Source organism: Marinifilum sp. N1E240 (assembly GCF_009295825.1).
Taxonomy (GTDB): domain Bacteria; phylum Bacteroidota; class Bacteroidia; order Bacteroidales; family Marinifilaceae; genus Marinifilum_A; species Marinifilum_A sediminis.
In genome coordinates, this window is sequence record NZ_WHKF01000014.1 from 1 (window position 1) to 25807 (window position 25807).

A 25807-nucleotide genomic window follows, 5' to 3' on the forward strand; every position below is an offset into this window, starting at 1 on the left:
CAACTGTGAAAGTTCTGCTTTTCGCTTCTGCAGTGGCATACATTTCGTTTCCTGATTGTGTCGCTTCTACAGTTACATTTCCTGTTCCTGTGATCGTCAACTCATCACCTGTAATTGTTGCTGGTCCGGATACGACATTGAAACTTACTGCCAAATTAGATGAAGAACTTGCTACCAATGTAAAAGGAGCATCTCCATAAACTTTATCAGCAATTGCATCAAATGTAATCAACTGAGCTGCTTTCGAAACTGTGAAAGTTCTACTCTTCGCTTCTGCAGCAGCATATGTATCATTACCTGCCTGACTTGCTTCTACAGTTACATTTCCTGTTCCTGTGATTGTCAACTCATCACCAGTAATTGTTGCTGGTCCGGATACGACATTGAAACTTACTGCCAAATTAGATGAAGAACTTGCTACCAATGTAAAAGGAGCATCTCCATAAACCTTATCAGTGATTGCTTCGAATGTTATTTCCTGAACTGCTTTCGAAACTGTGAAAGTTCTACTTGCTGGATCAGCTTCATTGTAATTCTCATCTCCGGTCTGACTTGCAACTACAGTTACGCTTCCAACTCCCGTTATCGTTAATTCATCACCAGTAATTTCTGCTGGTCCTGAAATAACATTAAAGTCAACAGCCAAATTGGATGTAGAACTTGCTACCAATGTAAAAGGTGCTTCTCCATATGCCTTATCAGCAATCGCATCGAATGTAATTACCTGAGCTGCTTTCGAAATTTTAAAAGTTCTACTCTTCGTTTCTGCAGCAACATAATTGTAATTTCCTAATTGTTCCGCCTCTACAGTTACATTTCCTACACCTGTAATCGTCAATTCATCGCCACTAACTGTTGCAGGTCCTGATATAAGATTGAAACTTACCTCTAATTCGGATGATGAACTTGCTACCAGTTTAAAAGGAGCAACTCCATAAATTTTATCAGCTATTTCTTCGAAAGTGATTACTTGTGAAGCTTTCGAAACTTCGAAATTTCTGTACTTCGATTCTGCAGCAGTATAATTGTCATTTCCTGATTGAAAAGCTTCTAATGTTACATATCCTACGCCGGTAATGGTCAACTCATCGCCAGAGATTATCGCTGGTCCTGACATAACACTGAAACCTACCTCTAATTCGGATGTAGCACTTGCTACTAATTTGAAGGCTTCATCTCCGAACAGCTTATCGGCTATCTCTGTAAATGTAAGGGTCTGATTTGCCTTATCAACAATAAAAGATTGATTTACAGGCTCTGCAACTTCAAAATCATCATTCCCTACTTGAGTTGCTTTTACAACAACCGTTCCTGCACCAGTAATCGTCAATACATTTCCAACCACATCTGCTGGTCCTGAAACCAATTCAAAAGTCACATTTAAACCAGAGGTAGAACTTGCTACTAAATTGAACGCCTCATCATCATATACTTTATCAGGAATTTCTGTAAACGTAATAGTTTGAGTTTCTTTTTCAACAGCTTTCCATGCAGTGGTTATTTTATCACCATAAATATACTCTACCAGTTCAGGATAATCGATAAAAGGATTTCTATTCTTCTGATATTTGTATACTACATTGTTGTGTCTAACCTCATACGGATCTACCGGATCAAGCTCTGACCACTCCTTAAACATTTCAACTGATCCTACTTGTGAAATATCTAAACCATAACGTAAATTCAAATAGAAAATAACACGAGCAACATCACCTTTAGCTGATAATGGTGGCGCATACTTACTTCCTGAAGTTGAATTCGCAAATGGGAAATTGTTACGCTTGTTGTTCTCATTCTTATCCGAACTTCTCAAATGATGAGCATCAGATTGAGCCAAGGCTAAATCATCACCAGCATTTTCGATGATATTCCCATTTGCATAGGAGCCTGATCCCCATGGAGCTCTCGCATTTTTAAAACCACCAGTTGACTGTGGATAAACGTGCTCTCTATTCCATTTTTCTTGAGATCCATTTAATCCCAAATGTTTTGCATCAGCATCATACACCATTTCTTTATAAATCATGTATACTTTAGAAGGATTATTCGGATCACGATCCGCCTCATCCATAATATCGTATACATCTAAAGGAATAGCTCCTGTTACAAATCTGCGGCTCTCTGCAGCAACATCTCCTCTTCCCTCTTCCTCGTATGGATAGGAAACAAAGCCTGCATTAATAATATCAGCCAATTTGTCTTTTAGGACATCCGCTTTTGTGCCTTCAGCTTCCTGATAGTAATTTACCGGAATTCCTGTACTTTCATAATGTTCTCCTGCAGTAACTGTAGAAATATATTCGTAAGGCAACAAAATATGATCATTGGTCTTAACTTCCAATTTTGTTACCGCAGTACTTGTATTTGCTACAGGCTCATTATCATCTTCTGCAACTAAATAAACATCGTAATCTGTAGTTTTGGTCAAACCAACTACCTCATGAGCAATTTCATCTGTTGCAATATCAAATGATCCCGCAACAATCGCATCAGTTCCAGCTTTCACGGCTTCAATTGATGGTACATCTGCATTATCTGCCAAAACAACAAAGAAAACCTTCCCTTCTTCATTTAGTTTTACATTCATTACAAATGAAGAAGAAGTAAAACTATCAATGTTCGGATATCCACTCACAAACTCTGGAGCCAACAGATCTGGTTTGCCATATGCTAGAACCGGTACTCTTAGTGTTTTTGCTCCATTCGATTTGTGTGTAATATTTGCCGAAACTTTTTCGGTATAAGCCACTGTAGGATTAAAGCGAATCTGAATTTGCTTGCTTGCAGCTTCTTCTTTAGCGATACTTACTGATGATGCCCAAGTACTCCCATCTAAGGAAAGCTCGAAAGATTGATCAACTGAAACCGTAAGATCTTCTTCCAGATCAATTCCTTTAATTGTATATGTTTTAGCTGCCGAAGGAGCTTCAGAATTCTCAACATCTACAAAATCAAAATTCAAATCATCAGCATTTTCTGCTAGAATTTGCGAAGAATAAGCATGCAATTTCAAACGCAGCATGATTGGGTGATGATCAGAAATTGAAGTATTGGTCTGACTTGTATTGTTTGTTAAAATCTGATACTCATCATACAATTCATTTGAAATACTGATATGATCGATATTCGTTGTAGAAGTTAATACATGATCAAAATAATCACCTGTTTCGAACCATGAAGCGTAAGGAGAAGCCTTTCCACTTGACATACTTCCTTCCAGATAATCATTGTAATCTCCCAGGATTACCAAATTATCATTCGGATAATCTGTATTCAATGCATTCAACAGATATTTTGCATCTGCTAATTTTCTTGAATGACTGTCATAACAACACTTGGCATGAATATTTACAAAAGCAATTCTCTCACTAGCTCCATTAATATTTACTTCAGCTTCGAAGAAGTATGGCAAACGACCCGATGCCCAAAACTTAGAAGCATCACCAGTATACCCATCAATAGATGAAGTAGATCCACCTTGGTACTCATCAGAGAACATTGAAAAATCATTCAGCTTACTAACGCTAGTTTTATTGTAAACGTAGCAAACACGTTGAGCAGGATACTCTGTACTTGGATCGCTATCGTCATGAGAATATCTTGGTCCCATAATTCCTGCATAAGAATCACTTCCTGCCAATTCATTCAATTTATCTACCAAAGGCTGAAGATAATCTCCATTCAAATCATCAGAAACCAATTCTTGCAATGCATATACATCCGCATCGAATGCGATTATATCGGCAGAAACAGCATCCAATTGCTCAGAGAAACTTGAAGCACTCTTCGATTTGTTTGGAGCTCCGAACCATTCGATATTCCAGGATACGATATCCAAAGTTTTATCTTTACCTAGAGTTGTTGCATCAGCAATTTCATCAGATTTTTCTGAAGACATGTTAATAACTAGAGATGCAGCTCCTTTAGCCTTATTGGTAATACTTCCGGTAATTCCGTTAATCGCAGAAGTTTTAGGTGCAAATCTAATGTTGATTAACTTTGGTGATTCCTCTGTTTTCGCAATACTTAAACTTGAAGTCCATGCGATACCATCCAAAGAAAGCTCATAATTGTCGCTTGCTTTAACACTAATATCACCTTCCAGTTTATCAAAACTCAACTCATAGGTTTTCGTTTCGCTAACATCTCCTGCTTCGGTATAAGGAAATAGGAGATCTTCAGTTAAATTACTTGTAAGAGTACCTGTAAGTGGAACTTTATTTCCTTCAATCGTAACATCATCCACCTGATAGGTTGTGGTTAAAGAACTTCCATTTCCTGAATACTTAAAGGCAAGATAAACCTCTCCTTCGTAGCTAGATAAATCTACAGCACCTGATTCAACAAAAGTACTTCCGTAAGCTGAGTTGTTTCTTTCATCTATGATCGCAGGTACGCTTTGCCAAGTGGCAGTGGCAACATCTGAACCATCAAAATCTGTAGAAATTAAAACTTCAAGCGTAGTTCCTTTATAATAACCGTTTTTCGTTTTAAAGTTTAGCTTCTCATTGCTATAAGCATCCAAATCTATTGCCGGAGTAATCAACCAGGAAACAACATCCCCTGATGCTTGATATGCCGACATTTGCATGTATTTGTTATCAGAATGCTCTGTAATTTCCCAATTGCGATCTCCTACTATTGATTTCAAAATCCAATTGGCATGAGTATTCGTTTCAAAATTCTCCTGGAAGAAGGCAACTGGAACTAGAGCTGGATCGCCTTCGGTTCCTGAAACAGATATTGTTTTAGATTCTTCTCCGCTTACAATTTGTATGCTTCCGCTTATATCTGTGTTAACAGCAGATTCAGGCACAAATTTCACAGAAATCGTAGTTTCTGCAAGAGATCCTGAACTAAGAGGCAGACTTAATGAAGAAGTATAACTTATCGCATCAGTTGACAACAAGAAGTGTTGTGGTGCTGTAATAGCAATATCTTCTACCAATTCATTTGCTAAAATTGAGAAGGTTTGAACTGAAGATTCCTCTCCAAACTTCACCATTTCGAAGTCAGCTAAAGCTCCTGAGATTGTAATTTTTGAAGGTTCCGTGCCAATACCACCATTCCAGGCAATGTCCTTGGCTTCACCAAAAATATATTGTACCAATTCCGGATGGTCAACAAAAGGGTTTCTGTTGTTCTGAAATCCGAAAATTACATTGTTTCTTCTTACTTCATATGGATCTACAGGATCCTCTTCGTGCCATTGCAGCAAATGAGACAACTTACCATGACGAGGAGCAGACTCCGTTTGTTTGCATTGATCATCAACGGTCATTTCCCAACGGGTAGCCATATAAAAAATCATACGAGCCACATCACCACGAGCTGATTTTGGAGGCGTATATCCAGGTGAATCATTACCAAAATCACGACTCCCACGCGCACTATTTTCTCCTGCATCGGTTGCTCTTAGGTGGTGACCATCAGTTCCCGGTCCAGCCGATGTTCCAAAATCACCATGAGATTTCGCCCAGGTATGTTCTCTGTTCCAACCTGTACTTCCTGAAACGTGAGCAGTTTTCGCAATTCCTTCCTCAACATACATCTGCCAAACCTGTGACGCATTTTTTGGATTTTGGTCACCCGCTTCACACATATCCCAAACATCGCTTGAAGAACTTGAATAAGGTAATTTTATAGCACCAGTGCTGATGATTGTCATAATTTCATCTCTCAAGTTAGCACCTGTCAAGCCAACAGCATCGCTATAATAATCAGCAGGAATCTTCACACTTGTCATGTGATGACTAGGACTTACCGTAGCCACATATTCTTTAGGTGTTAAATTCACAACAATGCTTCCATCTCCACTTGTACTAGGATCGAGATAAACGTAATTGTCCAAAATACTGCCTGCACTTCCATCATTATCAGCAATACTAATGTTTCCGGCTACTGTAGTTCCTAAAACAATTCCAGCAGAAGGATTTGTTAAGGTAACTGTCATCGTCTCCGTTCCTTCAGCATCCGAATCATCAACAACAGTTAGTGTTGCTGTAGCTGTTGTTTCTCCTGACAAGATCGTTAAGTTGGTTGCCGATATTGTATAATCTGAAGCTGTTATTCCTGTACCCGAAATCGATACATCTACAGTTTGATTTTCGCTTACGGTTTCTGATGAAGTTACTGTTAAAGTAATTGCTGTTGCATCTGCTTCTGCCCCTGAATTTGAAGATAAAGCAAGTTCTAGACTTGGTAGAGCTGGTCCTGATGACAATTCCTCAATTACAGCATTTCCTTCGAAAGACTGATGCGAACTATATTCTCCTCTATATCCGTCAAATTTGATCTGTTTACCCAAATTTTTAGGATTATTTTTCAGATTCCAATTGTTGCGATTATCTCCTGATTCCAATTTTAAATTCAGACAATTATCAAAGTTGGTTTCGTCTTTCGAGTCTGCAACTGTTATATAATACTCGCTAGAAAAAGGTCCTTCAAAAGTATCTCCTACACCTACAATATATCCATAAGCATAATAACGCGTTTTAGTCGTCTTCTCAGTATTCGGTAATGCTATTGCTTCTGTAATGGTAAACGGCTTGGCTTCTGAGCCATCATTTACATTGTCATTATCCGCAATAGTAATATCACCTGTAATGGTAGAACCCAATTGAATTCCGGCAGAAGGATTCGATAATGTAAGTGTTAGCGTTTCCTCTTCCTCCTCATCCGAATCATCAACAATTGTTAGCGTTGCAGTTGCAGAAGATTCTCCTGCTACTATTGTTATCTGATTTGTAGATAAAGTATAATCTCCGGCTGTTATTCCTGTTCCAGAAACACCTAAATCAATACTTTGATTTTCACTTACAACTTCTGATGTACTTACTGTTAAAGTAATTGCTGTTGCATCCTCTTCCGTTCCCGAATTGTCAGACAAAGCAAGTTCAATACTTGGCAAAGCCAGACCTGTCAATTCTTCAATTACAGCATTTCCTTCGAAAGATTGATGTGAGCTATACTCTCCTCTATATCCGTCAAATTTGATTTGTTTACCCAAATTTCCAGGATTATTTTTCAGATTCCAGTTGTTCCTGTTATCTCCTGCTTCTAGTTTTAAATTCAGACAATTGTCAAAATTAGTTTCGTCTTTCGAGTCCGCAACTGTTACATAATACTCGCTAGAAAAAGGTCCTTCAAAGGTATTCCCTACTCCTACGATATATCCGTAAGCAAAATAACGTGTTTTAGTTGTCTTCTCAGTATTTGGTAATGCTATTGCTTCTGCAATGGTAAACGGCTTGGCTTCCGATCCATCGTTTCCAGCACTATCATTATCGATAATGCTAATATCACCACTAGTTGTTGTACCCAAAACAATTCCTGCAGAAGGATTGCTTAAAGAAACAGTCATGGTTTCTATTCCTTCTTCATCAGAATCGTCTACAATAGTTAATGTAGTTGTTGCTATTGTTTCACCAGATAAAATCGTTAAGGTACTTGCCGATATCGTATAATCATCACTTGTAATTCCTGTACCTGAAATCGACAAATCTACAGTTTGATCTTCGCTTACAGCTTCACTCGCTGTTGCTGTTAAAGTAATTGCTGTTGCATCTGCTTCCGTTCCTGAATTTGCCGAAAATTCAATATTTACAGAAATATCAGTATTGACATTGGATTTTCCAGGAGTTGGTAGACCCGCGACAAAAGCCGTCGTATTTCTAGCTCCACCTTCTCCGTCGGTTGCTCTGTAAATGGAGTGATTGTTTTTATCACCTTCTCCATTTTCATTGATTTGACCTCCGCTTAATAAGCCTGCCAATAAACCAGCATCATCTGAATCACTTGTATCATAAACAAGTAAATCTACTAAATTACTTGTAGTAAAGGCTGTGCCATTAGAAAAGTCACTTTCTGATGCCTTATACAAAGCAACTGCATCGGCACCATTCTGTAGTTTATTATCAGCAAATGTTACTCCAACATTAGCTACAGCTGAATTCCCAACCACAAAAAAGCCTTCCGCATTGGTACTATTTCCAGATAAATCTATTGTTAGGTATGATTCATCATTACTACCATTATAAAATACTAATACATGACCGTCAAGAGAAGAATTACCTGCTCCTCCATCGTATAGTTCGATAAACTCCCATGTATCTTCTTTGCCTTCATCATTTTTTGCCTGATCACAATCCAACTCATTAATTAACAAACTGGATGTTACAACAGTTTCTTTAGCTATGGTAATCTCATAAGCTTGAGTCGATCCATCTTCAGCCGTTACCGTATAAGTAACTGGATTTGTAAAATCTACCGTACTACCACTTGCAGGTAGAATACTTGCTTTAGCAGATATTTCTATTGTAGGAGACAAGCTAGCAAGATTAGCACTTGCCGGAACAGTAAGACTTAGCGTGTGTGCGGATTCATCAATTGTTGCTGATTTGCCATCAACTGCAAATGAGGTAATCGCTTTGGCAGAACTTTGAGACGAACTTGAACCATAGGATGTCCATTCTATGTCGTCAATTATAACTCTTTCTGTAGTTTTAAGCTCAATTGTAAAATCTCCTGATACACTAACATCCTTAGTGTATGCACTAACTGTAGTACTATTAACACTAACAACTTCTATTTCCGAACCATTAATAGATATGGTCATTGTGGAACTCTTCGAAAAGGCTTGTCGATATTTAAAACTCAAGCTTCCAACTCCATTGGGAATATTTTCTGCTTGTATTGTACTTGTACTTTTTCCAGTACAAATTGCTTTTCCATCAATTTTTTGATCTCCCCTACAAGAAGTATAATTCCAAGTAATTGAGTTATTACCAATAAAGCTTCCTGTTTGGTATGAACTGCCCGTAAGAGTCATATTAGTAAAATCCTCTAATCCCTGCCCAAAACTGAGCTGAATAGAGATCATAAAAAAAGCAAGCAATGTGAGCAAACACCGCCTGTAACACGTGTAAAGTGTAATCATAGGTTTTGTAATAAATGTGATTGATTAGTTTGTAATAATAAATGTATACAATCTATAAAATGGTTTTTTTAGGAGCCCTAAAGTACAGAATTAAAGACTTCTAATGGAACTTAAACTTTAAGAATACATTAACTTTTGATTAACAACTGTATTTTATTTATTAAACAACACAAATAGACATAAGTAAAAACATGCATATCTAATAAATAAAGGAAAGTATATTTCCATAACATTTTTATTATACATTTATTAGACAAGAAAGTAAGCCAATAAACACACTCGAATCCAATTAAAAGAATCATACTTGATTGGTTCTAGTATGGCTGGCATTCTGCACGAATTGAGAGAGATGAAAACTCAAAAAAGAATACTTCAATTTCAATAAAATTTGATGACTCCTGACCGGAGTGCGGCATACTAAACGAAGATTTCTAATGATCAAGAAGGCTTAACAATTTAAAGATGCCCTATAAGCACAACTGCTCCCGAAACAATTCTCTTAAAATACATTATGTAGACAGCTTCCATATTAGTAATTAGACTACTTTTTTATTTGATTTTGATATTATGTCTTATTAGTATTTGTAATTTTATTTTCATTATTATTTTAAAAGGTATAGTTATGTACCCAACCGCAGGGATAAAAACACCCTTTTTATGAATAGTAGAATAACAAGCAAAAGAAAAACATAGTAACTCTAAAATTTAGAAATATGAAAAAGAAGAAAATCTTTTTGGGATTAATTCTATTTGGATTCGGCTTAATAGGAATTCTATCTACGCTTACAATGGATATTCCTCTACCTCCAGAAGCAGAAGCTATTCTAAAAGATAAATTTACCCCTTTACAAATAAAGCTACTGACCTTAATCAATCCAACCATACTGGTTATGTTTATGGTAATTATAGGAAGTATTCTTTATGAAAAAGTCAATCTTAAAGTTCCACTAATTGAAAAAATAGTGGGCATAAAGCATAATGAATACAACTTCTCGAATATCTTAAAATACGGTGTTATTGGAGGTATTTTATCAGGGATTTTATTAAGTCTTCTTGGTTTTATATTTAAACCGATGCTACCTACAGAATTTATTGAGTTAGGAGAATCATTACAACTGACTTTAGTTGCCAGGTTTTTATATGGAGGGTTAACAGAAGAAATTCTCATGCGATTTGGACTAATGACATTGATCGTTTGGATCGCATCTAAAATATTTAAAGGAACAAAACCAATTGTTTATTGGATTGGGATACTACTTGCGTCACTAATTTTTGCCATTGGGCATTTCCCAATTGCCTATCAGTCCATTGCAAACCCATCAACAGGTTTATTGACTTTCATTTTAATTGGAAACTCAATTGGTGGATTAATATTTGGATGGCTTTATTGGAAGAAAGGATTGGAATGTGCATTTATCGCTCACCTATTTACTCACGTAATTCTAGTATTGGCAGAACCAATGTTAAATTAAAAATAAAACCATTGCCTAAAGGATTTTTATAAGGAAACACCTATAAATGAGTTTGTTTTGCTCAAAAACACTTTGATATAAATAGAATATGCTTGCCCAACAGTGTTCAAAAAGCATCGCTCTATGGAACTGTCTATACCACAAAACAAGGCTGAGGAACTCAAGTAATAAAAACAGTAGATATGAATAAAACAACAAAAGTACTCATAAGTACCATAATCGCATTTGGAGTGTATTTTATGCTTCACAACTTATTTTTTAAACAACTAATAAATATTCTGAATGATATTTTCCAAGTTTATACACTAAGTTATATTATAGCATATCTCCTAATTGGGATTCCAATATTTGTTGCAATTCCAATAGTTCACCAACCAAAAGATTTTTTCCAGTCCATAGGATTAAGTAAAAATATAAGTACGGGCTTACTATTTTCCTTACTATGCACTCTACCCATGTTGATAGGTTACTCTTTGGTTTTCAAGTTTAATTTTGAAATAAGTTTGAAACAAATAATAGTGGGAGCATTAGCAGCGGCATTTTTTGAAGAAGTATATTTTAGAGGCTACTTTTTTGGTCAGATCTTTAGGTTTACAAGATTTGGTTTTATTCTTTCACTTATCATACCTTCATTAATATTTGCTTCAGCGCATTTGTATCAAAGTCAAGAAATATCAACGGTAATTGGTATTTTCTCCACAACCTTCTTAGGTTCAGCATTATTTGGCTGGACATATATAGAATGGAATAATAATTTATGGGTTCCAATATTCTTGCATTTGTTTATGAATCTACTTTGGATGCTATTCTCTGCAGGTGATAATGCATTTGGGGGTTTTTACTCTAATATTTTTCGTTTTTCAACTATCGCTATTGTTGTTATTGGAACAATTGTTTACAAGAAGCAAAAAGGATATACATTAACAATAAACAAAAATACCATTTGGATGAAAAACAATCAATGGTCTAACCCTCAATAGCAGGAGCGCATGCAAGCAAAGCTAGCGCGGACCTTTCGCTCCTGCACTGTGAATACGGAGTAAATATTTAAAAGAGTTCCACTATTGGTAAACAATTCTATCCTCTCCTTTACTTACATAGAAGCACAGGAGAGGATTGATTTCATCGAATTGCATTTCATGCAGTTGCAAGGCGGTTATGTATACACATTAAGTTTCATACCATATGATTGAAAATTATTGACAAAAAATCAACATATTTAACGAAATTTTTAACAAGAGATAAATAAATGGAAGCAAGAATTACAACAGTATTGCTAATACTATTAGTAACATTTAGCTGTACAACTAGCGAAAAAAAATCAGCAGCGAATGACAATAGCTCAAATAAGTTAAAAACCAACAATGAAATAAAACAAGAACTTATTAGTTTAAACTGCGACAATGCTTATACCATTCGATATTCAAATATAGATAAGGATGGTTTGTACATTGAAGTTACAAAAGACAATTTAACAGAAAAGCATCAGATGAAACTTGTACCTTCTGCAAGTGGTGCAAAATACCAAACTAATGATGGTAACTTTGTCTTTTGGTCACATCATGGAGATTTTACTTATTATAAAGGTGATGAGAAAATTTGCTCGTATGTAGCACCTGTAAAAATTGCTTCAACAAGTTTGGGTCCTTTGTATACTGTGACATATAAATCTGGAAAAACACTGGAAATAGAAGTGGACAATTCAGAATCTGCTAGTATTAATAAAGTAAAGATCACTTCGAAAGATTTTAAAGAAGATGTTTCGATAAACATGGAAACTGAACCAATTACAGATGTTTTTCTGGCTGATCTGGACAAAAATGGATACCAAGAACTGTACCTTATAACTACAAGTGCAGGTTCTGGAAGTTATGGAAAAGTATATGCTTTTATTTCGGATAGCAATGTTAAAATAATTCAATGCTCACTACCGGAAAATTCAGAAAGTGATATTAGAAATAAAGCTGAATTCGAAGGATATATGGGGCACGATACTTTTTATATTGAAAATGCCCTTCTGGTAAGAGAGTTTCCCATATATCAAGAGAATGATTCCAATGCAAATCCAACTGGAGGAACCAAAAAAATATTCTATACTCTCGAAAATCATAAATTTAAAATTTTAAGCAAGAAGAAATAGCGCTAGTACAAAAGCAAACATATTGCTATAAGTAATGGGAAACTAAGCACTAAACAATAAGGTATAAAACCTGCTCAAACTACCTCACTGATTCACAATTCCATCGCGCTTAATTCTTAAGTAGAACCACACAAGAGGACTAGTGCAGTAGTGAGGGCAAGTAATTCTAAAAATAGAATTCATAAAATAAACCGGTTTGAAAAAAAGATATACGATATTATACATTTTTATATTTCTAAGCATTGTGATTGGTGCATTTGATCCAATCACACATGAGATTACAGAATCATTTATGATTTTTGCATTAATACCTGCTTGGGTTGTCGTTCTTGCAATGATAATTTCTGTGATTTTAGGAATATTCTACTCCGTGAGTTTATTATCTCATAAAACAGTAAAATACTTATCAAATGGAGCTAAAATGATTCGACTTATTTTTTGGATTCCTATTTTAAGTTTCGGGATGATTGCAATGATTTACGGACTTTTATCGGGTGCAACTTTGCTTACCAATAGATTGTTTGGAGATCAAAAAGAGATTACAGTTTCGGGAAAGGTAATAGACTCAAGAAAGAATATTACAAAATATGGAACGACTTATCAGGTTACAGTTCTAACTGAAAACTTGAACGTTAATAGAAAAATTGAATTCAAAGTTCCGAATAGAATACAAGAAGGTGAAGTATTTAAGCACAAAATGATGATGGGTACACTTGGACTTTTATATAAAAAATGACATTAGTTTGAAAATGAAGAATGAAGCAGAACTAAAACCCCTACTGATTCACGATTCCATCGCGCTTAATTCTTAAGTAGAACTACACGAGGAGTTTCGGGCGGCAACGGGGTTTATATATAAACGTTGCAGGCAATTCAGTTAGAGTTTGAGAATTAATAATAAATACGACTATGAGAACTAAACTATCCTTTATTTTTGTTTATGCCTTTATTTTACTGACAACAAATTTAATTGGACAGACTTTACCTTCAGAAAATGAAATTCATGAATTTATGTCTAAGGGCATCTTTATAGAAAACAAGAGCAATATTATTTTAGCTAGTAAGTCCGAAAGATATTTTATTAACAAAGATTCTGTTTCCTTTCTCAATGATACAACTCATTTTTCCCAAAAAGATATTAAATATCTTAGACTGCAATTAAAAAAACTACAAGAGTTTGAGTGGAATGATGAAACAATTTCAGGAGCAGAAATTATTAATTCCAAAAAGCTTGAAAGACTTTTTAAAAAGAAAGATTTCTGGGAAAAATACTATAAGAAATATGATGGGAGTCTTAATTTTTATTCCATGCCAATTTTTAACTTAGATAAAACTTATTGCATTATACAAATTGGAAGTCAGAGCTATAAAAAATCAGGAGGTGGTGCAACATACCTTTACAAATTTATAAATGGTGAATGGATCAAAGAAAAGATTTACTCATTTTGGGAAAGCTAAAACTGCTCACAATAAAAGTATAAATTTATGGGCGCTGATGCTCAACCACATATATAACAAAAACAATTAAACGCTGGGCGCTTTCGATAAAGCGATAATTGTAAATTGCCACAAAACTGCAACAAAACTGCAACAGATCAGCACTTTAATAAACATTAACGGATAAATAAACACATAAAAATGAATAAAAAAGTAGTAAGAATCATTGGAATTATTGTATCGATAATTGTGATTGTCATCTTTCTTGATACTGTTTTAGGGGAATTTTTAAGCGGCTGGAATAACCCAAAGTAATTGTTCAAAAAATGAAAAGAAACAGAATTCATTATCTAATTTTTAGTGTAGCAACGATCATCATTGGTTTGACATCACGATTCTACTCAGAATACCTTCCTGACGTTGTTAATTTAGGACTAGGTGATAGCTTATGGGCATTGATGATATATTGGATGATGGCTTTCCTCTTTCCCCGGATTCCTATTGTACGATTGACAATTTTAAGCCTAAGTATCTGTTTTCTTGTCGAGTTTAGTCAGTTGATACAAGTAGATTGGTTGAATGCAATTCGAAACCATTTTCTCGGTGCATTGGTATTAGGAAAAGGTTTTTTATGGAGCGATTTACTAGCTTATTCAATTGGAGTAGGACTAGGCATGGGGATTGAAAAATACAATAAGTTAAAAAAAAATAAACTTTACGAGTGTTAATTCTTAAACGAATAAACAGAAACATAGTAAAACCAAAACAACAGTAAACACAACACATTTATGCTTGAAAGATTAGCCTATTTTAGTTATTGGATAAATATATTATTCGTACCCTTTATTTTTATTGGCATGCCAATAATAATGATAACGATCCCGATTTCAACCAACATGCTATTTGATAGAGGAATGAATATCTATAAGTTTATTTATCTATTTTTTAATGCATTAACCTTCTTTCATTGGTGCTATTGTATTCGATTCTTATTCAAATACGACAGGTATTCTAAATCAATATTTCCACTCTTTTTTTTCAGTGTTTTGTACGCCCCAATATATTACTACCGGGTAAAAATTAAAAAGAGACCCTTGAGAAATGAAATAAAGACGGAAGAAAAAATCGAATCCGAAGACAACAGTATTGAGGATTCGGAATTTCTCGAATTCACACGCAATAGCATTGTTAGCATTCTAAAATTATGGTCTTCAAAAAAAGAACAGCTAGAGTATCAAGAAAGTGACCCGTCAATAAATGTTTCATCAGAATTATTTGAACAGTGGAACGATTTTTACACTTCCGATTCTGAAGTCTTAACAGAAGCTTTTACTCCTAAGCAATTAAATCAATTGGAAAAATTTGATACTGAGCTAACGATTCGCTCCAATCCATCGAACAATGCACTACCAAACATTATCGAATACATGAAGACAGAGGATTGGAAAGTATTAAATTCACTTTCAATTGAACTATTGTCCGACTTTGAAAAGATGTAAGGAAGTGGCTAAGGAAAACGAAATATGGCCAAGAGTTTTCAAAATTTGAAATATTCAATTCTCAGAGACTTTAGAATAGTAAATAGAAACTCAAGAAAATAAAATTTTTTATGGATAAAATCATTGTAAAATATCAATCATTATCAAAAAAGAAAAAATCAATTGTAAATTTAGGTATTGGAGGAATCTTAATTTTCTTGATAATTGGTAAAATGTATAATGCCGGAGAAGCTATTGGAGAATTTTTGTACAATATTAACCATTAGATTCTACAAAATTTTAAAACCGTATTACCTGCAAAATTCAGGAAGTTGATGCATTGCTTACCGAATTTACTCAAACCTTGAATAATGGAATTTAGTCTGATAATTTAAACACTGAAAAAATACTCCCCTACTGCTGTACGATTCCATCGCCATCTTTCTAAAATAGAAGCACAGGAGAGGATTGAATTTATCGAAGTGCGTTTCGTTCAATAAGAAAGAGTTCACTACAATAAGAATTACCCACTTAAATACAATAGAATGAAAAATTACCTCTTAGTATTCGGATTGATATTTATCAATTTTACCGTTCAAAGTCAGGAAACTTTTTGGATTTTGTCCAAGACCATTTCTAGCAAATCATCAAAAGAAGATTATAGAAAACACAACCAGATGCTTGTTAAAATAAGTAAAGATTCCATCGGATTTTTTACTACCAATGATCTATCCGCAAATCAAAACTATGGTTTCTCTTACCATACCAAAGGATCGAATTTGATTATAAAGAACAGCGATTCCAATACCCATGGTTTAGGTTATTACATTAACGATTCGATATTTGAATTCACAAGCTTTAATCGAACAATGATTTTTCAAAAGGTAAAGCCATCTAGCGTTCAAATGACGCAAACTGACATCCAAAACTTAATCAGGAAAAACTATTATAGCTTTTCTGATTGGGAAAGGAATAAGGTCGATACTGTAGCCTTTGCATCAAATTGTAAAATGGGTGTGGTTCGAAACATTCCTCTGGAAACTGTTAAGTTAGAGAACAATATCTTTTTTATTCTATACGATAAGATTCTCCCTCTTAGCGCAATTGATAAGAAACAACTTGATTTTCTTGTATACGATAAAGATCAACAAGATTTGATTTTCCAAAAAATAAAATTATCCAAAAAAGAACTTAAAAATCTGGCTGATCAAAAAAGCAAGGTGGCTATTGAAATGCAATAAGCCTCAATAGCTCATTATTGGGTGAGCAATACTATCGCCTTCTTTTCTTAAATAGAATCATAGAAGATGAATGAATTTGACTAAAACTATCGCCCACATATTTTCAGTAAGACCATTAGAAACAAGGCGGTACGTTCAAAACACATATCAGACAAGACGTTTCGATAAAATTTAATTTGAATGAAATTCATCAATTACCTTTTACAGTACACTTTTATATTTTTATTTACTTATGTTGTACTTTTTCAATTTGGTCCGTCCTTAATAAAAAAGGGGATTAAAAAAGAAAATATAGACTACCTGCCGGTTAACATTCAACAAATCAGTTTAGATTATTTAAATCAAAGTACAACCTCTTATTTAGCCTTAGATATTATTCTTAACAACCAACCATACAGACTTGTTTTTCAAGCTAATCAGAATAACCATAGGGGAATCTTAGATTTCTTTTATGAAAACAACTATTTGCAACCAGGCTCAATAAAGTATAAATTAAGCACCAAAGATTTGCCTATAGCTATATTTAAAGATGATTTGCCAAAGGATATTCGCGCATCAATGATTTTAGGCGAATCTGGCGTATTGGAAGGTCTGATAATAAATGACAAATTTGTTATAGGTGAAAAAACAGGTGTCATTACTAAAGTATTAGCTATTGTTTTTGGTGTAATTTCAATGATAGTAGTTTCTATTTTACTCCTAATTACACTACTAATACTCCTGAAAAACTTAGATATTTATAAAGAAACTGGAAAAATCCCCGATTTGCCAAACTCAATAGATGAAAGTATAAAGGGATGGAAAATCATTCTGACGAAGAAAAAGAAACTATAAAATATCCCTGATAGTCCGAGTATATACAAACCAAAGCTAGCGCAAACCTTTCGCTCCTACTCTGCAAATACAGAGTAAATATTTACAAGAGTTCACTGTTGGTACGCGATTTTATCGTGTTCCTTTCTTAAATAGAACCACACGAGAAGACTCGTGCGGTACGGATGGTGATTTCAAATTTTCACTTACTGATTTAAGCTTGTTGTCTGTAAGGGGTATTCTTTTAGATTTCGAAATACAAACCAAGTTATTGCTGATAATATAAGTAGCATCATGCCAAAAAATGGAGCGATGAAAGAGACTTTTAAACCACCAGCGAGAATTCGTGGGTTGATACTAGAACTATCCATAATCTGAATAGTATCGAAAGCTTGAATAAGACCAACCATTTGCCCGGTAATCCCAACTAAGAATGCTAAACTGCCAAAAAACAAAATACTATTGTTTGTTTTTATAAGTTTCTGAGGGGCTTTATTAGCACGGTACAAAAAAATAAAACGGATAGCTTGAGTAATTACAATGATCCACATTAGGTAAACAAGAGACATAAAAGTGGGACCGCCTTCATAAAAGAATCTAATTATCATGACTTTAAATTTAAAAATTAGTAATGGAACAATAGTAAATATTCATGATAAGCTTTAAAAACATATTATAGGAACAACACAAATGCCACCTTCAACAACAAATTTAAAACAATAAATAGCAATTTTGTTATTCAGGGTGCGTTTCGTGCTGTTGGCATAAAATAAGTACTGTATTTAATAAAAAACTTATTTTCGTTTTATATTTGTTCGTTATGACTCTTACCAAAAACATAAAATCGATACAAAATCGCTTTCCAATTTGGGAAATCATTTATTGGTTAATAGCATCCTTCTTCATGTTTTTTGTTTTTAGCAACAGGCATTACGATATTCATATCCGTACCAATCTATCTATTTTACTTTTAATTATAAGCTTTGCAAGTGCCCGGGTAACCAATAAAATTTTAATTCCTAAATTTTTATTTAAGGGTAAACAAGCCTTGTTTTTATACTTGCTCCTTTTCCTAATTGTTATATCCTTATGGTTGATTAGCTTTGCTCTTTTTATTATCACTTTGTATAGCAGCATTGCCCTTCCCAATACAATTTTGCCTTCGCTCGAAGATGTTATTATTCTTCTCACAGGAACCTATTTAATTTCCTTACTGTCATCTGTTTTTTATTTTACGAAAGAATCCTATCAATCAAAAGAAGAAAAATTAATTATTGAAAAGGAAAAAAACACCCTGGAATTAAAATTTAAAGAAGTGCAACTGGAACTTCTTAAGGAGCAAATCCATCCTCATTTTATCTTCAACATGATGAATAACCTTTATGCCCTGGTAAATGAGAGCACTGCTCTTTCAAGAGAAGTTATTGTACGTTTATCAGATTTACTGGAATATATGCTTTACGAATGCAATACAGAAAAAGTGGAGTTAAGCAAAGAAATTCAATTCATCAACAATTATATTGAACTTGAAAAAATAAGACACGACAAACATTTTAATGTTACAACCGATTTTCCTAAAAACATATCCGGGATAAAAATTGCCCCATTGGTTTTATTCCCCTTTGTCGAAAATGCTTTCAAGCACGGACTAAAACAAAGCAACAAGGATTTTATTGCCATGAAATTAGAAATTAGTCTGCCCAGAATACAGTTCAGTATAAACAATTATAAGCATGATACCACACTAGCAGAATATAAAACTAAAAAGAGTAAAGGTTTAGGTCTCAAAAATGTGCGCGAAAGACTTGATCTCTTGTATCAAAATAGATATGATTTACAAATATCAACAGACAACAATACATTTGACGTTAAACTGAAAATTATACGATAATGACTGGTAAAAAAAAATATACTTGTCTGATTATTGACGATGAACCATTGGCAATAAAAGTGATACAGGAACACCTTGAAAATTTCAAAGATCAGTTTGAATGTGTTGGAACCCATACGAAACCCATTGAAGCAATGCCTCTTTTACACAAAGGAGAAATTGACATCTTGTTTTTAGATATTAATATGCCATCCATTTCGGGCATTGAATTTTTAAAAGCCATTCCCAATCAACCCTATGTGATTTTTACAACTGCTTACAGAGAATATGCTGTTGATGCTTTTGATCTTAACGCTCTCGATTACCTTGTAAAGCCTATTTCTACCGGAAGGTTTTTAAAGGCGATCAATAAATTTCTTATACTGGAACAAACACACCTCTCAAAGCCAAAAGAAATTGTTCATATTAAGGCAGATAAAAAGAATTATAATATTACCGCAGAAAACATACTATATGTTGAAGGTGTAGATAACTACATCAAAATTAAAACTACTACCAATAATCTTATCTGTTACGAATCATTATCTGGTATAGAAAAGAAATTACCTGCCCGGCTATTTATACGCATCCACCGTTCTTTTATTATTAATATCGAGCAAATAGATCATTATACATCATCGTATATTAAGCTAGACAATAAACAATTTACCATTGGCAGAAATTATAAAGAGCAGGTATTAAGTCGCCTTGAAAAGCAATAAGGCATTTGAATAACCTCTTATAAATGAAAATGGATGAAGATGGCAAATACTTTTTAGTAGCACATAGAGCCATTGCATAAATCCTGCTCAGACCTTAACCAACTAAAAAGACATTAAACACCTACCTAAAGAACCTCCTTAAGAAGCCCAAATTATCTGAGTAGATGCAAACCAAAGCTAGAGCAAGCCTTTCACTTCTGCTCTGCAAATACAGAGTAAATATTTACAAGAGTTCACTGTTGGTACGTGATTTTATCGTGCTCTTTTCTTAATTGCATTACCTGCAGTAGCGCAGGTGCAAGCATTCCCCATACCATTCCCTTAAAATATATTATGTAGACAGTTTCTATATTAGTATTTATCTTATATCTTTTACATATATTCTACATTATGCCTTATTAGTATTTGTAATTTTAGTTTCGATACTATTTTAAAAATGATGCTATGAACAATATTATAGAAAAAATAAAGAGGATTAAAGTTGATTCAATCTATGGTAAGAAAAAACATTTTAATGCCGCAGATAGAAAACAGAATATTCACTATTGGATAGGTATTCCCCTTGTATTAGTTAATATAGTAACGGGAACATCATTATTTATACTATTAACTGAAAATGTAGAAAGTTGGCTTAAATTTCTGCCTGTTATTTTCGCCTTTATTGCAGCAATTCTAGGTGGCTTACAAACGTATTTTAATTTTAATGAAAAGGTGGAAGGTCACAGGAAATGTGGTAATGATTATTTAGCTGTATTAAAAAAATGCGATAGGCTTCAAGCTACAATTAAAGACAAACTAATTTCGACTGATAAAGTACTTGAAAATTTAGAAGAAATTGGTGATGAAATTAACAGAATAAACAAAGTGGCTGAATCTTATCCTACTTCAAAAAAGGATTATATGCAAGCGCAAGAAGGAATAAAAGAAGGAGAAGAAACTTATTTACAAGATGAATTAGACTTATAAATTACTACCCAAATATATCGACATGCTAACAACCACAGTTTCTGGCTATAATAAACTCTACAAAAGTTTAGCTAAGAATTTAGATATCTCAAATGAACAATTTGAAAAAGCAATCTCGCATTATGAAGCAGTCGCAGATTGGTTAACAAGAGAAAGTTCTCCTTTACGAATATATAATCCCGACATTTATGTTCAAGGTTCTTTCAGCTTAGGCACTGTAATTAAACCATTATCTGGTGAAGATGAGTTTGATATAGACTTGGTTTGCAAACTAAATTTACATAAAACTCATACTACACAGGAACGTGTAAAGAATAAAATCGGCGATAGACTAAAAGCTAACTCTGACTATAATAGAATGCTTTTAGAAGAAAGTGAAATGTGTTGGACATTGGAGTATCAGGAAGACCCCAAATTCTTTATTGATATCCTTCCTTCAATAATTGATGAATCACAATGGTTACTGGAACTTTCAGTTCCACAAAAATTAGCTCAAACTGCCATTTGTATTACTGACAAAAGTGCTTTGGAATACAGAATAATTAGTGAAAATTGGCGAAAAAGTAACCCCAAAGGTTATTCTGCTTGGTTCAAAGAGCAAATGACAGCCCAATTTTCAAGACGTTTAGAATTTCTTGCAGAACATCGAAATGTTTCGATTGATAAAATAAAAGAATATGAGGTAAAAACGCCACTTCAAAGAGCGGTGCAAATATTAAAACGTCATCGAGACATAATGTTTGGAAGCGATTTGGATAAACCAATATCTATTATAATAACTACCCTAGCAGCAAAAGCATACGCCAATGAGGATAATATTGTTGACGCATTAAAAAATATTCTTCTAAAAATGCCTTTATTTATGGAATCCATAAATGGTATTACTTGGGTAAGGAATCCAATTAATCCAGGTGAAAACTTTGCTGACCAGTGGGAAAAATATCCAACAAAAGAAACGAATTTTCGAGATTGGATTTCAAAAGCAAAAATCGACCTGGTAAATATAGTTGGAACAAAGACAGTTAATGATGCAAGGATTCTATTGGGAGAAAACATGGGTAATAGAATCGTTAATGAATCTTATAGAAATGCTGGAATTGAAATAATTTCAGAATCATCACATGCATTAACCAGACATAAATCAATCGTTAATTTTGCTAATCATAAAGAAGCACCAAAATGGACAATGAGATTACAAAATACGATTTTTGTATCTGCCAGATACAAGGATGAAAACTCTTGGTTAACGGTTACTCCGGAAACTATACTACCCAAAAACAAAACAGTAGTATTCGTGGCTAGGACAAATGTTAAAAAGCCATTTGATGTTTTTTGGCAAGTTGTAAATACAGGTGAAGAAGCGAAAAATGATGGTCAATTGCGAGGTTCTATTTTTAAAGCTACGACAGCTGGAGCTGGTGGGTTAAGGTACTCAGACCATACTTCATATACAGGAACTCACTGGGTTGAGTGTTACGTAATTAAGAATAATGTATGTGTTGCAAGAAGTAATGAAATTTTTGTTCAAATAAAATAAAAAAACTGGCTATAACAAAGTGTCATATGTAATGCGGGTTTCAGTGATTTTTTGGGTTGCGGCTCACTGTTGCGACACCGCCAATCCGTCTTTTACGATTGACGAAAAATTAGAAATATTGAATAAATGAATTGACTCCGTGCGTGTCTGAAAGTTTCGTGTTTTTAATTACACACTACACAAACCGTTAGCGGTTATTAAACCTAAACTTGATATCAAATAGAAAATCCAATATGACAGTAACTAATCAAATAGGATCACTTAAGAAACTCCTAAATAAGGCATCGAAAATAACAAGAGAGGATAGTAGTGACCCAGATTTCAAAGTATGGAAAAATTTAGTTGAAAGAACCTTGATTAAAGTGTTTGGCAGTGAATCTTTTGAGTTGGATGAATTTAGGAAGTTGAAATTTTTCTACAATCCTATGATTTCGTATTTGGGAGAAGATTATTCCTCAGAGCATTTGAGGTGCTTCAGGCGTGACTTTGAAATAGCAAAGAAGCAAATTGCGTTGTATATAGAAGAGTTCGAAGAAGCTCCGCAAATAGTAGAATCAAAACACACTGAACAATCAGGTGTAAATAAAGTGTTTATCAGCCACTCAACTAAAGACAAAGACAATGTTGAAGAACTAATTGATATTTTAGAAACTATTGGCGTGAAAAGTACACAAATTTTTTGTAGTTCTTTTGAAGGCTATGGTATTGATTTAGGAGAGAATTTTTTGGAAAGGATTAAAAATGAATTAAATGAAGAAGTTCTAGTTCTTTTTGTTTTATCAGAAAACTTTTACTCTAGCCCTGTTTGTTTGTGTGAAATGGGGGCAACTTGGATTAAAACATCTGAACATATTCCTATTTTAATACCACCATTTGATTTTGAAAATATTAAAGGTGTTATTCCATTGACACAAGGCTTTAAAATAAATGATAGTTTAAAACTAAATTTATTTAAAGAGAAACTTGAAAAAGTATTCGATATTAATCCAATTGATTTTACTAGTTGGGAAAGAAAGAGAGACAGAATTATAAAAAGAATTGTAATACCCCAATGAATATGAATACAAAGAAAATATATGATGAAAATGGTGGTGGGGCAACTAGAGTGTTTTATGACGATAAAGTAGAAAGAGTAAATCCAATTGCTCATTATAAAGTCCCAGATTGTCCCAGTTGACCGCTAGTTCGAGCGTTCCTCGCTCGGACTCTGTGAATACAGGGTTTACGAAGAGCAATCTTTCGTTTGAATTTGCACTTAAGCTAAATACAATTGGTAACAGATGGAAATTAGCCTTGGCATGCTACTGTATGAAAAACCCACTCTTATTTTTTACATGCAAGTGGCTTGTATTTAAAATATTTTCTTTGAAAATAGATACGAGCGACACGCTCGCACCAGCAGTCTTTACAAGCTCGGACTATCTGGGTGAAATTATTAAATATGAAAATACATAGGACACAAAGTCTTCTCCTATGTTTAACACTTCCCTATAAATCATTCACCAAAATTGAAAAGTCATTAAACTTTACAGTATGAAACTTCGTTTGGATTTAATACTTTAGTAAGAATTTTATTGTACTATAATAATCCTTAACAAAGATCTAATTGCTAATTAAATAATATTAAAATATGAATATCAAAAATTTTACAATATTAATAGTTGGAGTAATTTTAGTTTTCATTGCAATGTATCTTTTTACAAGACCTGCCATATTTGATATATGGGATTTTTCGGAAACAGGTCCAGTAGGAGATACGATAGGAGGTATTTCAGCCCCAGTGATAAACCTCTTTGGTGCTTTTTTAGTATATATTTCATTCAAAGAACAAATAAAAGCAAATGACAACCAATCTATTGCCTTAGCCGATGAAAAAAGAGAAAATAATAAATCTAATCAATACAATAGGCATTTATCATTACTTGATGAAGTGAAAAATCGCTTACATGATCTTCAATTTGTAGTTGTTATACCAATAGAAACAAGCATTAAAGAATCAAACATACAACCTCTAGTCGTTACTTATAATGGGATTGATGCTCTTAATGAGGCTATAAATCGTCAATATTCTAAAAATGGCAAAAATTCGAAATCATACCTAAAATATAAAAATGAGAGATTTAATACGTATGGTATATTTCTTAATTTTCAATTTGTTCTAACTACTGTATATGATTTAATTGAAAGAATTGAAACAAATATAGATGATAAACAAGATCAAACTTTTCTAATAAGCAACTTAGATCTTTTTTACAAAATATACTTGTTAAGCTTTGCAAATAGAATAATATCTGCATTTGATTTTGGTCAAGAAGAGATAAAAGAATTAATAAAAGTAAAATCAAAAATTGACAAAAAATTAAATATACAACAAACAAAATAGAATAAATGACGAATAATGAAAAGTGCTACATGTGTAATAGATACGCTACTTCAAATGAGCATGTTCCACCCAAATGCCTATTCCCGGAAAAAAAAGATACTAGAGGAATAAATTTCAGAAAAGAACTTATTACTGTACCATCTTGTGACATACATAATTTATTAAAATCTGATGATGATGAATTCCTTATGTTATCATTATCTGGATTACTAAAAAATAATCCCATTGGAAGTTTTCATCAACGAACAAAAGCAAACAGAGCACTTAAAAGAAAAAATAAAAATTTTATAGAAAAAGAAATATTACGCAATCATAGATTAAAAACAATTAGCACTCCAAAGGGTAAAACTATTACAGTATCGTTTGGAAATCCTAATAACCAAAGATTGAATCATTGCCTTGAACATATTGCATTTGGGTTATATTATCATGAATTTAAGAAAACCTTTGAAGGTGAACTTAGATTAATTTTAGAATTCTTAGAGTATGAGGATGAAAATATACAAACTTTCAAGAAATTTTTGAAAGAGAGATTTGCAGTTGAGACAGAACTTAATACTGAATTTAAAGGAGAAAATCCCGAAGTTTTTTATTATCAATTTCATAAACCAGATGAATTTGGATTAATAGGAATGAAAATGGTTTTCTATGGTACAGCTGAGGTATATTGCTCATTTAAAAGTAAAGAGGCAAAAGAACCAATTAACTTAGGGATGAATTTAATAGACAAAGGAATTAAAACAATAATTACTGTTGGTGATAAAGAGTTTGTATTCAACAAATAATCGAAAAATACTGCAATGAAAAATC

General features: G+C 33.5%; 19 protein-coding genes. 17 read left to right on the forward strand and 2 right to left on the reverse strand.

Translation table 11 applies throughout. The features are described 5' to 3' along the window. A partial coding sequence (locus tag GCQ56_RS18965) for an endonuclease (RefSeq protein ID WP_193323842.1) occupies nt 1-8881 on the reverse strand: 8881 nt, incomplete at its 3' end. 770 nt (nt 8882-9651) lie between these two features. Here GCQ56_RS18965 and GCQ56_RS18970 point away from each other — a divergent pair. From GCQ56_RS18970 to GCQ56_RS19010, 10 genes are all read left to right on the forward strand, one after another. Then, a complete protein-coding gene (locus tag GCQ56_RS18970; protein WP_152736115.1) occupies nt 9652-10410 on the forward strand; it encodes a CPBP family intramembrane glutamic endopeptidase in 759 nt (252 codons plus the stop codon). 182 nt (nt 10411-10592) lie between these two features. Beyond that, nucleotides 10593-11390 (forward strand): CPBP family intramembrane glutamic endopeptidase, encoded by a 798-nt coding sequence (locus tag GCQ56_RS18975; protein WP_152736116.1) that lies wholly within the window; start codon nt 10593-10595, stop codon nt 11388-11390. Between the two features lie 269 nt (nt 11391-11659). Continuing rightward, the gene (locus GCQ56_RS18980) at nt 11660-12550 is read left to right on the forward strand and encodes an MliC family protein (protein ID WP_152736117.1); all 891 of its coding nucleotides are present in this window, start codon (nt 11660-11662) and stop codon (nt 12548-12550) included. A gap of 196 nt (nt 12551-12746) precedes the next feature. Continuing rightward, the gene (locus GCQ56_RS18985; protein WP_152736118.1) at nt 12747-13286 is read left to right on the forward strand and encodes a DUF4131 domain-containing protein; all 540 of its coding nucleotides are present in this window, start codon (nt 12747-12749) and stop codon (nt 13284-13286) included. Between the two features lie 173 nt (nt 13287-13459). Beyond that, entirely contained in the window at nt 13460-14008 is a 549-nt protein-coding gene (locus GCQ56_RS18990) for a hypothetical protein (RefSeq protein ID WP_152736119.1), read from the forward strand. A gap of 305 nt (nt 14009-14313) precedes the next feature. Then, nucleotides 14314-14715 carry a DUF2809 domain-containing protein gene (locus GCQ56_RS18995; RefSeq protein WP_152736120.1) on the forward strand — a complete coding sequence of 134 codons (402 nt, stop codon included), beginning with the start codon at nt 14314-14316 and terminating at the stop codon, nt 14713-14715. 366 nt (nt 14716-15081) lie between these two features. Next, nucleotides 15082-15486, forward strand: a complete 405-nt coding sequence (locus GCQ56_RS19000; RefSeq protein ID WP_152736121.1) for a hypothetical protein — start codon at nt 15082-15084, stop codon at nt 15484-15486. Nucleotides 15487-15596: 110 nt separating this feature from the next. Continuing rightward, nucleotides 15597-15752, forward strand: coding sequence for a hypothetical protein (locus tag GCQ56_RS20375; RefSeq protein ID WP_193323843.1), 156 nt, complete (start codon nt 15597-15599; stop codon nt 15750-15752). A gap of 258 nt (nt 15753-16010) precedes the next feature. Continuing rightward, nucleotides 16011-16706: a hypothetical protein gene (locus GCQ56_RS19005; RefSeq protein ID WP_152736122.1), complete on the forward strand. Its 696-nt coding sequence runs from the start codon at nt 16011-16013 to the stop codon at nt 16704-16706. Between the two features lie 180 nt (nt 16707-16886). Beyond that, nucleotides 16887-17540: a hypothetical protein gene (locus tag GCQ56_RS19010; protein WP_152736123.1), complete on the forward strand. Its 654-nt coding sequence runs from the start codon at nt 16887-16889 to the stop codon at nt 17538-17540. Nucleotides 17541-17725: 185 nt separating this feature from the next. Here the strand turns inward: GCQ56_RS19010 and GCQ56_RS19015 are convergent, their stop codons facing one another. Next, nucleotides 17726-18127 (reverse strand): MotA/TolQ/ExbB proton channel family protein, encoded by a 402-nt coding sequence (locus GCQ56_RS19015; protein ID WP_152736124.1) that lies wholly within the window; start codon nt 18125-18127, stop codon nt 17726-17728. Between the two features lie 212 nt (nt 18128-18339). Here GCQ56_RS19015 and GCQ56_RS19020 point away from each other — a divergent pair, with 212 nt between their 5' ends. The 7 genes from GCQ56_RS19020 (at nt 18340) to GCQ56_RS19050 (ending at nt 25782) form a co-directional block, all read left to right on the forward strand. Then, nucleotides 18340-19410 (forward strand): sensor histidine kinase, encoded by a 1071-nt coding sequence (locus tag GCQ56_RS19020; RefSeq protein ID WP_152736125.1) that lies wholly within the window; start codon nt 18340-18342, stop codon nt 19408-19410. Further along, nucleotides 19410-20111 carry a LytTR family DNA-binding domain-containing protein gene (locus GCQ56_RS19025; RefSeq protein WP_152736126.1) on the forward strand — a complete coding sequence of 234 codons (702 nt, stop codon included), beginning with the start codon at nt 19410-19412 and terminating at the stop codon, nt 20109-20111. Before GCQ56_RS19020 ends, GCQ56_RS19025 begins: the two co-directional genes overlap by 1 nt. 444 nt (nt 20112-20555) lie before the next feature. Then, complete coding sequence (locus GCQ56_RS19030) at nt 20556-21077, forward strand: SLATT domain-containing protein (protein WP_152736127.1); 522 nt, start codon at nt 20556-20558, stop codon at nt 21075-21077. A 22-nt stretch (nt 21078-21099) separates the two neighbouring features. Then, nucleotides 21100-22614 (forward strand): nucleotidyltransferase, encoded by a 1515-nt coding sequence (locus GCQ56_RS19035; RefSeq protein WP_152736128.1) that lies wholly within the window; start codon nt 21100-21102, stop codon nt 22612-22614. A 233-nt stretch (nt 22615-22847) separates the two neighbouring features. Then, nucleotides 22848-23669 carry a toll/interleukin-1 receptor domain-containing protein gene (locus tag GCQ56_RS19040; protein WP_152736129.1) on the forward strand — a complete coding sequence of 274 codons (822 nt, stop codon included), beginning with the start codon at nt 22848-22850 and terminating at the stop codon, nt 23667-23669. A 575-nt stretch (nt 23670-24244) separates the two neighbouring features. Next, complete coding sequence (locus tag GCQ56_RS19045) at nt 24245-24997, forward strand: hypothetical protein (protein WP_152736130.1); 753 nt, start codon at nt 24245-24247, stop codon at nt 24995-24997. A gap of 5 nt (nt 24998-25002) precedes the next feature. Beyond that, on the forward strand, nt 25003-25782 hold the full coding sequence (locus GCQ56_RS19050) for a hypothetical protein (protein WP_152736131.1): 780 nt from the start codon (nt 25003-25005) through the stop codon (nt 25780-25782). The last annotated feature ends 25 nt before the right edge of the window (nt 25783-25807 follow it).

Coding starts and splice junctions, on each gene's coding strand:
- GCQ56_RS19030 (WP_152736127.1), top strand. CDS start 20,556: ATGAACAATATTATAGAAAAAATAAAGAGGATTAAAGTTGATTCAATC.
- GCQ56_RS18975 (WP_152736116.1), top strand. CDS start 10,593: ATGAATAAAACAACAAAAGTACTCATAAGTACCATAATCGCATTTGGA.
- GCQ56_RS19010 (WP_152736123.1), top strand. CDS start 16,887: ATGAAATTCATCAATTACCTTTTACAGTACACTTTTATATTTTTATTT.
- GCQ56_RS20375 (WP_193323843.1), top strand. CDS start 15,597: ATGGATAAAATCATTGTAAAATATCAATCATTATCAAAAAAGAAAAAA.
- GCQ56_RS18990 (WP_152736119.1), top strand. CDS start 13,460: ATGAGAACTAAACTATCCTTTATTTTTGTTTATGCCTTTATTTTACTG.
- GCQ56_RS18995 (WP_152736120.1), top strand. CDS start 14,314: ATGAAAAGAAACAGAATTCATTATCTAATTTTTAGTGTAGCAACGATC.
- GCQ56_RS19020 (WP_152736125.1), top strand. CDS start 18,340: ATGACTCTTACCAAAAACATAAAATCGATACAAAATCGCTTTCCAATT.
- GCQ56_RS18970 (WP_152736115.1), top strand. CDS start 9,652: ATGAAAAAGAAGAAAATCTTTTTGGGATTAATTCTATTTGGATTCGGC.
- GCQ56_RS18980 (WP_152736117.1), top strand. CDS start 11,660: ATGGAAGCAAGAATTACAACAGTATTGCTAATACTATTAGTAACATTT.
- GCQ56_RS19045 (WP_152736130.1), top strand. CDS start 24,245: ATGAATATCAAAAATTTTACAATATTAATAGTTGGAGTAATTTTAGTT.
- GCQ56_RS19015 (WP_152736124.1), bottom strand. CDS start 18,127: ATGATAATTAGATTCTTTTATGAAGGCGGTCCCACTTTTATGTCTCTT.
- GCQ56_RS19040 (WP_152736129.1), top strand. CDS start 22,848: ATGACAGTAACTAATCAAATAGGATCACTTAAGAAACTCCTAAATAAG.
- GCQ56_RS19035 (WP_152736128.1), top strand. CDS start 21,100: ATGCTAACAACCACAGTTTCTGGCTATAATAAACTCTACAAAAGTTTA.
- GCQ56_RS19025 (WP_152736126.1), top strand. CDS start 19,410: ATGACTGGTAAAAAAAAATATACTTGTCTGATTATTGACGATGAACCA.
- GCQ56_RS19050 (WP_152736131.1), top strand. CDS start 25,003: ATGACGAATAATGAAAAGTGCTACATGTGTAATAGATACGCTACTTCA.
- GCQ56_RS19005 (WP_152736122.1), top strand. CDS start 16,011: ATGAAAAATTACCTCTTAGTATTCGGATTGATATTTATCAATTTTACC.